This is a genomic window from Shewanella sp. 4_MG-2023, assembly GCF_030548015.1.
Lineage (GTDB): Bacteria > Pseudomonadota > Gammaproteobacteria > Enterobacterales > Shewanellaceae > Shewanella.
Window position 1 is genome coordinate 13,795 of sequence record NZ_JAUORL010000030.1, and the last position, 11,384, is coordinate 25,178.

Consider the following 11,384-nt stretch of genomic DNA (forward strand, 5'->3'; position numbering starts at 1 on the left):
GTATAACCAGAGATATTTCGTCAAACCACTAACCTTTAACTTTTGACCGTTATCTTGTTAATAACTTACAAGTGCAAGTGTTAACACTAATAAGTAGCTATCGCGCTAAAATAGAATTTATTTTACTTAGCAGTGAATAACACTGCCAATAACCATCAAATAAAGTGTTATCATCTAGTGCAAAAATAACATTTTTAATACTTATCAAAACGAATATATGTGACAATGATCACACAATATTATTGAAGCTTGCGCCATATAAAATTTATTTAGTCAGTTTTTATTCAGTTTAAGATCTGTTTAGGATCTAAAACACTGTAACCCGCACCAGTACTGGGTCTTTATAGAATTATTAACTGTGGTTATTATTTAAACAAGTATATTTATAACAATGAAAGGTAATTTTATCTGTAGGATTGTTTGTATGGCTCAATTAAATAGCATTAGGTTTTAACAAGTACAACACAAGCAGGTGTTAGGTTATTACAATTTAACAATTGAGTATTATGCCATCCGGTATGTTTTATTTTTAATCATTTATAAATGTTACAATTCGTCGATAAGTTAATAATGAATATTTATTCAGTACTGCACCATTATTTATAAGTAAAAAAAAAGGAAAGCCTTAGCTTTCCATTTTTTATTACAACAAATTAAACTGCTGGTTTTATGATATCAAAGTGCAGATATGCTCTATCTGTTGCAATTCGGCCACGTGGTGTTCTTTGTATAAAGCCTTGTTGGATTAAAAATGGCTCTAATACATCCTCAATGGTTTCTCTGTCCTCACCAATAGCTGCGGCAAGGTTATCTAAACCCACTGGCCCGCCCATGAACTTATCAATGATGGCTAATAATAATTTTCTGTCTAGATAATCAAAGCCTTCTAAATCAACATCAAGTAAATCCAGCGCTTTTTGTGCGACCTCTGCAGTTACAAAGCCATCATGCTTTACTTCAGCGTAATCGCGAACACGTCTTAACAAACGATTAGCGATACGAGGTGTTCCCCTTGAGCGTTTTGCAATTTCAAAGGCGCCCTGCTCATCGATGGGTAATTCCATGACTTTGGCTGAGCGAGTCACAATGGTACAAAGATCTTTTACGTTATAAAACTCAAGACGCAGTGGAATACCAAAACGGGCGCGCAAAGGCGACGTTAACGCCCCTGCTCGGGTGGTGGCGCCAATTAGAGTAAAGGGTGGTAAATCCAGTTTAATGGAACGTGCTGCAGGTCCTTCACCAATCATAATATCTAATTGATAATCTTCCATTGCAGGATAGAGAATTTCTTCCACTACTGGGCTTAAGCGGTGTATTTCATCGATAAATAGCACATCACCATGTTCAAGGTTTGTCAGTAGTGCAGCGAGATCGCCCGCTTTTTCAAGTACAGGTCCTGAAGTAGACTTAATATTTACACCCATTTCATTGGCAACAATCATCGCCAGCGTAGTTTTACCTAAACCTGGAGGGCCAAAAATCAACATATGATCTAAGGCCTCTTCACGTTTAAGCGCTGCCTCTATAAACACTTTAAGCTGGGCGCGAGTATCATCTTGACCTGTATAGTCTTCAAGCATTTTAGGGCGCATCGCCCTATCAATATGTACTTCTTGCTCAAATTCTTGTGGTTGTATTAAGCGATCTGCTTCTATCATTTATATCTCTTTAATTAAGCAATTAAATACCGGAGTTAAAGCATCGATTTTAGCGCGGCTTTAATTAATACTTCGCTGGTCATGCCGTCTGAATAAGCTGTTATAACCGCTTTACTCGCTTGCGCGGGTTTGTAGCCTAATGATACTAGTGCGGCAATAGCATCTTCTTCGGCATTGTTTTCAACCACTGCAGGTTGATAGTTAGTTTGCAATGCAAACTCACGCTCGGAGCCAACGGAAGCTTCGAGTAAACTTTTCAGTTTATCGCGCATTTCAATAACTAAGCGTTCTGCAGTTTTTTTACCGACACCGGGAAGTTTTACTAAGGTCACGATATCATCACGCTCAACACAATTAACAAACTCGCCAGCGGTCATACCTGACAAAATGGTAAGCGCCAGTTTAGGGCCGACACCATTGGTTTTTATTAATAAGCGAAATAACGCCCGCTCTTGCTTAGTAATAAAACCATAAAGTAATTGCGCATCCTCACGTACCACAAAGTGGGTGTATAGCATTGCGGTATGGTTTAATTCCGGTAACTCGTAAAAACTGGTCATTGGTACCTGTAACTCGTAACCAACGCCATTAACATCAAGTACAATTTCTGGGGCCTGTTTCTCAACCACCAATCCGCATAATCTTCCAATCATTTGTATCTTCCATATGTGCGGCTTTGAGCTTTTCCACCCAGCGCAATTAAACTTTGATAAGTGTGGTAGTGACAAATAGCAACGCCAAGTGCATCAGCAGCATCAGCTTGAGGCGCAGCAGGCAATTTAAAAATTTGCTGGATCATATGCTGAACTTGCGCTTTTTGCGCGCGCCCCGTCCCCACAACAGCACTTTTAATTTGGGTTGCACTGTATTCAGCAACCGGCAAATTAGCATTCATGGCCGCCACAATGGCGGCGCCGCGTGCTTGCCCAAGCTTTAGAGCCGAATCGGCATTTTTTGCCATAAAAACCCGTTCAATGGCAAATTGATCCGGCTGGTATTGCTTGATGATTTCTGTAATGCCATCAAAAACTTGTTTTAATCGAGTCGGCAAATCATCTGCTGAGGTTCGAATACAGCCACTGCCTAAATACAGTTGTTGTCTGCCTTGGCACTTGATGACGCCGTATCCGGTAATTCGTGAACCAGGATCAATGCCTAATATTGTTGTCACGGTTTTAAGGTTTCCTTAACCTAGACTTTCCATTACTTCGTCTGATATTTCAGCGTTATGATAAACCTCTTGAACATCATCATGATCTTCTAAATTATCGATCAAGCGCATAAATTTAGCTGCGGTATCAGCATCTAAATCGGCTTTAGTACCGGCAATCATGGTGACTTCGGCATTTACTGCTTCAAAACCAGCAGCATCTAGGGCATCTTTAACACTGCCAAATGCATCAGGCGTGGTGAGTACATCAAATGCACCATTATCATGGGAAACCACATCATCTGCACCCGCTTCTAAGGCGGCGTCCATCAGTTGATCTTCATCGACAGTATTTGGATATGAAATGACCCCAGATTTTGTAAACATATAAGCGACAGAACCATCGGTGCCTAGGTTACCACCTGACTTACTGAATGCATTGCGTACGCCAGAGACAGTTCGGTTTTTGTTGTCGGTCATGGTTTCAACCATCACTGCGGTGCCACCTGGGCCGTACCCTTCATAAATAATGGTATCAAGCTGCTGACCATCAAGCTCGCCGGCACCACGTTTTACTGCGCGCTCTACCGTGTCTCGGGTCATATTATTTGATAAAGCTTTGTCTATTGCGGCGCGTAGACGCGGGTTAGCATCTGGATCTGATCCGCCTTCTCGTGCTGAAACGGTTAACTCACGAATAAATTTACTGAATAATTTGCCACGCTTGGCATCTTGGGCCGCTTTACGATGCTTAATATTGTCCCATTTACTGTGTCCAGCCATGGTAAGTCCTTTAAATTTCCGGTCTCAATACCTGTTAGATTACACACTTAGGTATTATAAAAACAGACCGAGGCATATGCCTCGGTTTGTTATTTTATCAATGTAGCCAAACTTTAGATTACTCTTCAGTAGCGGGCTTCTCTTGCGGAATAACATTGATACCTAATTCAACTAACTGCTGCGGGTTAGCAAAACCTGGGGCATTAGTTAACGGACATGCCGCAGTGGTTGTTTTAGGGAATGCCATTACATCACGTATTGAGCTTGCACCTGTCATTAACATGATAATGCGATCTAAACCAAAGGCTAAACCTGCATGAGGTGGTGTACCATAACGTAATGCTTCAAGTAAGAAGCCAAACTTCTCGTTGGCTTCTTCATCTGAAATACCTAAGATACGGAATACCGCGCTTTGCATCTCTGCATTATGAATACGCACTGAACCGCCGCCTAATTCACAGCCATTTAATACCATATCGTATGCATCTGAAATCGCAGCGGCTGGATCCGCTTCTAATTGCTCCGGGGTAATATCACATGCTGCGGTAAACGGATGGTGAACAGCGTGGAAACCACCATTAATTTTCTCAAACATTGGGAAGTCAACAACCCACAATGGACGCCATTCACCTTCAAGTAGGTCAAAATCTTCACCGGCTTTAAGACGTAGTGCTCCCATTGCTTCAGCAACAACATTGGCTTTATCAGCGCCAAATAACACGATGTCACCAGTTTGCGCACCTGTGCGACTGATAATTTCGTTAACGATTTCTTCGTTTAAGAATTTAAGTACTGGTGATTGAATACCTTCAATGCCAGCAGATAAGTCGTTAATCTTCATCCACGCTAGGCCTTTAGCACCATAGATGCCAGCGTACTTAGTGTAGTTGTCAATTTGTTTGCGAGACAAAGATGCGCCTGCTGGAATGCGTAATGCCGCAACACGACCTTCGACATCGTTAGCTGGACCACTGAATACTGCAAATTCTACGTCTTTAACCAAATCAGCGATGTCCACTAACTCTAGTGGGTTACGTAAATCAGGCTTGTCTGAACCAAAACGTGCCATGGCTTCTGCATATGGCATACGTGGAAATTCACCTAAATCGACATTTAATAAGTCGTTAAATAAACCACGAACCATTTCTTCAGTTTTCGCCATCACTTGATCTGACGACATGAAAGAAGTTTCGATATCTATTTGAGTAAATTCTGGTTGGCGATCTGCACGTAAATCTTCATCACGGAAACACTTTACGATCTGGTAATAACGGTCAAAACCAGACATCATTAACAATTGCTTAAACAACTGTGGTGACTGAGGTAAGGCAAAGAATTGACCTTTATAGGTCCGGCTTGGAACTAGATAATCACGAGCGCCTTCTGGTGTAGCTTTGGTTAAGATTGGCGTTTCAATATCTAAAAAACCGCTGTCATCAAGGAAACGACGCACAGCACTAGTCACTTTAGAGCGAAATACGATTCTGTCAGCCATTTCTGGGCGACGTAAATCTAAGTAGCGGTATTTTAAACGCTGCTCTTCACTATTGTTTTGGTAGTTATCCATGCTTAGTGGTAACGGCGCAGAAGCATTGATAATAACTAAGTCTTTACCTAATACTTCAATTTCACCGGTTTTCATTTGTGCATTAATTTGGCTTTCTGGTCTTGCACGCACCACGCCTTTTACTTGTACACAAAATTCACCACGTAAACTACTGGCAACCTTGAAAACATCTTCTAAATCCGGATCATAAACAACTTGTACAATCCCTTCTCTGTCACGAAGATCTAAAAAAATCACGCCACCTAAATCACGGCTACGGTTTACCCAACCTACTAAGGTGACTTCTTGACCAAGATGAGACTTATTGACGTCTCCACAATATTGACTGCGCATTTAACTCTACCCTTAATTCGGTAATAGGTTCTAAAAAATAATTCTGTTAAACATTAGATAAATAATGCTAGCAACTATAGTACTTAAACAACGTCAATGACGTGATAAATAAATCCGAACATTATTTTACTACAAGCTTTGAAATAGTTTACTGCAATTAACGCGGCTTTAGGAAAAAGTTAGCACAATAAACGTGCAAAAAAGCATCATCCAATGCTTTTTTTGTGGATCTGCTGCATTTTTGGTTAACCGCTGCCAAGCCTTAAGTTTATTTGTTAGAAATTAATCAAGACTATTCAGCTTATTGGTAACCTAAGTTGTTAGCGCTTTTCTTGTTGCGGTACATATTTTTATCAGCACACTTTAACAATGCAATGGCGTTATCACCATCATCAGGATAAATCGCCATACCGATACTGGCAGTAAGCGTTAGACTGATACCATCAATCCTCAAAGGCTCTGTTAGGTTAGCAGTAATGGTTTCAGCCACCTTAATTGCACTTTCTGCGTTATCGATATTATTCAGTAGTATGACAAATTCATCACCACCAAATCGAGAAACTGTATCTGATTTTCTAACCGCTTTTTTCAAGCTATTTGCTATAGCAACTAATGCTTGATCACCAACATGATGGCCATAGGTGTCATTAACTGCTTTAAACTTATCGATATCAATAAATAAAATGGCAAATTTATGTTGTTCTCTTAGATGAGCGGTGACGGCGCAAGCTAATCTATCATCAAGTAAACACCGATTAGGTAAATGAGTCACAGGATCATGCTCAGCTGCAAATTTACTTTCTAATTGTGCTTGTTTACGAAGCTCCACTTCTGCCTTCAGCCGCCTGTTACCCCAAATAACCAACAATGTAATAGCGCTAACAATAACTAACCCTATCAACAGCATCTTAAACCAATGTTGATATTTATCCGCTTCGCTACTTAAGTCAATGGCCACCCATTGCTGATACATTTGCTGCTGCTTTGTTTCATCAATAGTTTCTAAGGCACGATTAATTAGTGGGATGAGCTTTTTAAGTTCTGAATAGACGCCAATATGACTTTTTTGCTCTGCTAAATCCGCTACCAGTGCTATTTTTAAATCAGGGAAACCACCTTCATTAAGTGCATAAGCCAAGGTAACCACTTGCTCAATAAATAAATCAGCTTGACCTGTAGATACGGCTTTTAAACCACTTTTGACATCTGCCACAGGCATGATCTTTAAGCCTGGAAATTGTTGCCTTAATTGATTATTGATGCTGTACCCTTTGACCACAGCAATCCGTTTACTTGTGTATTGACTTAAATTAAATAGTGGTTGCTCAGTGAGTGAGGTGGCAATGGCCCAAGGAGATGGCCAGTAACCATCGGTAAATTCGAGCGTAGGCTGCTGCAATTTACTCTTGGCCATACTAGCGACCATGTGTATGGTTCCTGATTTAATATCATTGTTAAGGCTATCCCAATCTTGATAAGCAACTGGAATAATATCGATTCCTAATTGATTAGAGATAATGTCAGTGACGTCGCTGTTAACGCCAGAAAACTCACCCTGTTCATTTTGATATTCCATTGGTGCCCAGTCGTCTAAATAGCCCAATTTTAATGCACCTAAGGAGTCCAAATATTTTTGCTCGTTATGACTTAAAAATATTTGCTTATCACGGCTAATAAAAGTGCGGTCGTCATTATTAACCAGCCATTTACGCTCTATTTTATTTAGTTCATGCAAACTAATCAGCTTGAAACCATTGGTGATACGCTCACCAAGCTCTGTGTTTTCAACATTGGTGAGGTTATAAATCTGGGTGCTAAATTCAGTTGAAGTGAGCTGATTGAAATCTGCCCATTTTTTATTATTAAGTAAGTAATGTGACGTAGTCGCACTCGATGCAACAAAGCCGACAATATCGCCGTCTTGGCTCGCTTTGACCATTTGAGCCATAGAATCGTAATACCGCAGCTGCGCATTAGGCAATAATGTTCTCAGTTCAACAATATAAGGAGATGTGGCAAAAATACCAATGCGTTTACCATCAACTTGACTAATATTGGTTAATTCTTTTTGGTAACTAAAAAAACGACTTTTTACAGTGTATAAATGATTAGCTCGATGCAAGCCAGTATTTATGCTGTCACTTTCAGGATAGCCAATATGTACATCGGCTAAACCTTTTTTAACGAAATTAATACTACCGTTCATATCGCTAGGTATAAAGTTGATACTAATACCCGTTTTTTCAGACCATAACTGCCAAATATCGACAAATAAACCATGGGGTTGACCTTCAGGGTTTATATCAACAAACGGCTCAATTTCAACTTGCATAGCGATCATTAAGCCGCCTGATTCACGTCTCAGGCCAAACCAGCGTTTCTCAATATCATCAACCACCTTCGCTGATATTTGCGCAAAACCTTGGTTAATTTCAGCAACCCAATGACTGTGCCGTTTGGCAACCGCTGGCGCTAAATTAACTGTATTAACTGAGATCCTAGCGGAAGTTTGATAGTTATTGGCCAAATCAAAATTAACCGGAATCCCTTGATAATAACCTTGAATAGCAGCAAAAGCATATAGCTCGCCATCAATTACCGCGTCCACGAGTTCACGTTTAGTTTTGAAGGTTTTAAATGTGAGACTAGGTTCAATGGCTAATAAATCATCGAGATGAGATGTGCCTTCGATAACCCCTATTTTAAAAGGTTTTAAATCTGTGATGCTTTTCTTAGTGGCGATATCATTATGAAGGTAAACGTAATTATTTAATGTTGTTATTTGATTGGCATAAGCAAATTTTGTCTTTCTTTTCGCGTTTACTACCATTCCTATATGGGCATCGACCTTACCTTCTTCAACAGCAGAGAGTGACTCCTTCCATGGCATGGGCTTAAAAATCACTTTAATGCCACTCTTAACTGACCATTCGTGCCATAAATCGACCATCAAACCCGAAGGGTTACCATTTTGATCAACAAATTGATAAGGGTAAGCGTCTTCACTCATTGAAATAGATATTGTTTTCGGTAGTGAGCTTACTAGTATCTCATCTGAGGAGGTATTAGCCCAAGTAGCAGTGGTGAGCACTAAACTGACTATGATGACAAATATAAATTGAGTGAACTTCAAGCGCTATCCCTTGTGCAAGATGTATTTTCTCTGAAGAAAAAGGTTATGTGTTTGTTGGTTATTTTTAATTACTGTACATCATACCGTTTTATATCGACTAATTGTCTAACAAGATGAATAATTTACCGAGAAAATAGCCAATAAACAAAATAATTTACAAAAATTCCAATGGGATACTTGCTGCTATTTGTTAGGATTAGCTAGAATGACAATATAATACTCCTAAGTTACTGCAGATGAACTCTCAACAAGACACAATTTACGCCACAGCAACTGACAAAATATCAGATTTTCAATTTGATAATCGCGTCGCTGGTGTGTTCAACGATATGATCAGACGTTCTGTACCTGGTTATGCACAAATCATTAATACGATAGGTGATTTTGCTGATAGGTATGTAACGCCAAATTCTAATATTTATGATTTAGGCAGCTCCTTAGGCTCTGCTACCTTAAGTATTCGTCGTCAAATTGAACAACGCCAATGCCGTATTATCGCAGTAGATAATAGCGAGTCTATGGTTTCTCGATGTCAGGAAAATCTCGCGGCTTATGTCAGTGATACTGAGGTTAAGTTAATTTGTGGTGACATTAGAGATGTAGAAATCACCAATGCATCGATGGTGGTGTTAAATTTCACCTTACAGTTTTTACCGGTGCAAGATAGAGATAGCCTGATCAAAAAAATATTTCAAGGCTTATTGCCTGGCGGTATTTTAGTGATCTCAGAAAAGCTCTGCTTTGAAGATGATGTGATTCAATCATTGCTGTATGAACAACACCTCGATTTTAAACGTGCTAATGGCTACAGTGAGTTAGAAATCAGCCAAAAACGCAGCGCACTTGAAAATGTGATGCGCCCAGACAGTTTAACAATCCACCAACAACGCTTTACTGATAATGGCTTTAGTCATTCAACTGTATGGTTCCAATGTTTTAATTTCGCATCTATGGTGGCTATCAAGTGATTAGTTTCAGCTCTTTTTATCAACAAATTGCCGACTCATCGTTACAACACTGGTTGGAAGAATTACCGGCTATTTTAGGAAAGTGGCAACGTGAACATAAACACGGCAATTTACCTAAATGGGAAAAAGTCCTTAACAAACTTAATTACCCTACTCCAACAAGCATCGATTTATTCAATGGTGTCAAAATTGGCGATGGCAGCCAATTAACTGCAGGTCAAACTGAAAAACTTGAAAACCTTTTAGGCTTGTTTCAACCTTGGCGTAAAGGTCCTTTTAATATTCATGGTATTGATATCGATACCGAATGGCGCAGTGACTGGAAATGGGATCGAGTAAAACCACATATTTCACCGTTAGAGAATCGCACCGTGCTAGATGTAGGTTGTGGTAGCGGCTACCATATGTGGCGCATGCTAGGGGCTGGCGCAAAACGTGTCGTGGGTATTGACCCTTCGCCGTTATTTTTATGCCAATTTGAAGCCGTTAAGCGTTTAGCGGGTAATCAGCATCCTGTTCATTTATTGCCATTAGGAATTGAAGAACTGCCAGCACTTGATGCGTTTGATACAGTGTTTTCTATGGGAGTGTTATATCACCGCCGCTCACCTATCGACCATCTAATGCAGTTACGTGATCAACTGCGTATGGGCGGCGAATTGGTATTAGAAACTTTAGTTATCGATGGTGATGAAAATGCGGTTTTAGTGCCAGAAGACAGATACGGCAAAATGAACAACGTATGGTTTTTACCCTCCGTTGATGCGTTAATGTTATGGCTTAAAAAATGCGATTTTACCGATATCCGTTGTGTCGATGTTGATGTCACCTCTATGGCAGAACAGCGCTCAACTAAATGGATGAAAAACGAGTCGTTAGTGGATTATCTTGATCCAAATGATGTTAGTTTAACGGTAGAAGGTTACCCTGCACCCAAACGTGCAACGATTATTGCAATAAAGAACCAACCTAATCACGACTTAATTTAACCTAGATTATTAAAATAACAGGAATTATCATGTTAAAGCAGGTATTTATTTTATCTTGTACAGCCGCGTTAATCACCGGCTGTGCTTCAACAGAAAAAGTAACTCCGGTTGGTAGTGAAGAGTTTACTTCAAATTTAGCCAGTTCTCAGGCCGCTATTATTGAAGCGATTAATAGCCAATGTATTAGCGCCACACCTGAAATTGTTGCCTTAAACGAAGAAGTACAACAATTAAGGTTACAAATCACCGATACTCTTACCAAACAATCTGAAAAAATGGATGCTGATGCCGTTGCATTAGCGCAATTAAATGAACCACCTCAGTGTCCTGAGTCAGCAATAACCGATAAGTTTGTTCTGGGTGAAGTAGAAAGTGTTTTTATTGACGAATTAAAAGCCGCTTTTGCAACGCGTATTGATACTGGCGCTGAATCGTCATCATTAGATGCCCGCAATATTGTGTTATTTGAACGTAATGGCGTTCAATGGGTTCGCTTCGATGTAATGATCAATGGAGAGGATCAACCTGGGGATACTTTTGAACATAAAGTTGAACGTTTTGTGCGCATTAAACAAGATGCAGAACAACCTGATGATCGCCGCCCCGTTATTCATGCCCACCTGCAAATTGGTAAATACGCCGCTGAAACTGACTTAAACTTAACCGATCGTAGCCATTTAGATTATCCCTTACTACTTGGTCGTAAATTTATGAAAGATATTGCTGTAGTCGATGTCGGCCAGAGCTATATTCATGGAAAAAAAGACAAACAAATAACGACAAAAGTTAAATAGGACTTC

The 11,384-nt window shown here is 39.9% G+C and carries 9 protein-coding genes; 3 read left to right on the forward strand and 6 right to left on the reverse strand.

Annotation, left to right across the window (positions count from 1 at the left end; all coding sequences use genetic code 11):
* Positions 1-653 precede the first annotated feature (653 nt).
* The 6 genes from ruvB to Q4546_RS15225 form a co-directional block, all read right to left on the reverse strand.
* The gene (gene ruvB / locus Q4546_RS15200; RefSeq protein WP_076536398.1) at positions 654-1,661 is read right to left on the reverse strand and encodes a Holliday junction branch migration DNA helicase RuvB; all 1,008 of its coding nucleotides are present in this window, start codon (positions 1,659-1,661) and stop codon (positions 654-656) included.
* Between the two features lie 35 nt (positions 1,662-1,696).
* Positions 1,697-2,314, reverse strand: a complete 618-nt coding sequence (ruvA, locus tag Q4546_RS15205) for a Holliday junction branch migration protein RuvA (RefSeq protein ID WP_102437215.1) — start codon at positions 2,312-2,314, stop codon at positions 1,697-1,699.
* On the reverse strand, positions 2,311-2,832 hold the full coding sequence (gene ruvC, locus Q4546_RS15210; RefSeq protein WP_102475520.1) for a crossover junction endodeoxyribonuclease RuvC: 522 nt from the start codon (positions 2,830-2,832) through the stop codon (positions 2,311-2,313). The genes ruvA and ruvC overlap by 4 nt, the downstream gene beginning before the upstream one ends.
* A 15-nt stretch (positions 2,833-2,847) precedes the next feature.
* Entirely contained in the window at positions 2,848-3,594 is a 747-nt protein-coding gene (locus tag Q4546_RS15215; RefSeq protein WP_102475519.1) for a YebC/PmpR family DNA-binding transcriptional regulator, read from the reverse strand.
* Positions 3,595-3,712: 118 nt separating this feature from the next.
* On the reverse strand, positions 3,713-5,494 hold the full coding sequence (aspS, locus tag Q4546_RS15220; protein ID WP_303446534.1) for an aspartate--tRNA ligase: 1,782 nt from the start codon (positions 5,492-5,494) through the stop codon (positions 3,713-3,715).
* 301 nt (positions 5,495-5,795) lie between these two features.
* The gene (locus Q4546_RS15225) at positions 5,796-8,627 is read right to left on the reverse strand and encodes a transporter substrate-binding domain-containing protein (protein ID WP_303446535.1); all 2,832 of its coding nucleotides are present in this window, start codon (positions 8,625-8,627) and stop codon (positions 5,796-5,798) included.
* Positions 8,628-8,863: 236 nt separating this feature from the next.
* Here Q4546_RS15225 and cmoA point away from each other — a divergent pair, with 236 nt between their 5' ends.
* Genes cmoA through Q4546_RS15240 form a run of 3 tightly spaced genes read left to right on the forward strand, consistent with a single transcriptional unit; the run spans position 8,864 to position 11,378 of the window.
* Positions 8,864-9,595: a carboxy-S-adenosyl-L-methionine synthase CmoA gene (gene cmoA, locus Q4546_RS15230; RefSeq protein WP_303446537.1), complete on the forward strand. Its 732-nt coding sequence runs from the start codon at positions 8,864-8,866 to the stop codon at positions 9,593-9,595.
* Positions 9,592-10,584, forward strand: coding sequence for a tRNA 5-methoxyuridine(34)/uridine 5-oxyacetic acid(34) synthase CmoB (cmoB, locus tag Q4546_RS15235; protein WP_102437204.1), 993 nt, complete (start codon positions 9,592-9,594; stop codon positions 10,582-10,584). Before cmoA ends, cmoB begins: the two co-directional genes overlap by 4 nt.
* A gap of 29 nt (positions 10,585-10,613) precedes the next feature.
* A complete protein-coding gene (locus Q4546_RS15240) occupies positions 10,614-11,378 on the forward strand; it encodes an ATP-dependent zinc protease (protein WP_102437202.1) in 765 nt (254 codons plus the stop codon).
* Positions 11,379-11,384: the final 6 nt, after the last annotated feature.

Bases quoted from the DNA above. Each gene is read 5' to 3' on its own strand.
- ruvB (WP_076536398.1), bottom strand. From the start codon at position 1,661: ATGATAGAAGCAGATCGCTTAATACAACCACAAGAATTTGAGCAAGAA.
- ruvA (WP_102437215.1), bottom strand. From the start codon at position 2,314: ATGATTGGAAGATTATGCGGATTGGTGGTTGAGAAACAGGCCCCAGAA.
- Q4546_RS15215 (WP_102475519.1), bottom strand. From the start codon at position 3,594: ATGGCTGGACACAGTAAATGGGACAATATTAAGCATCGTAAAGCGGCC.
- aspS (WP_303446534.1), bottom strand. From the start codon at position 5,494: ATGCGCAGTCAATATTGTGGAGACGTCAATAAGTCTCATCTTGGTCAA.
- cmoA (WP_303446537.1), top strand. From the start codon at position 8,864: ATGAACTCTCAACAAGACACAATTTACGCCACAGCAACTGACAAAATA.
- Q4546_RS15240 (WP_102437202.1), top strand. From the start codon at position 10,614: ATGTTAAAGCAGGTATTTATTTTATCTTGTACAGCCGCGTTAATCACC.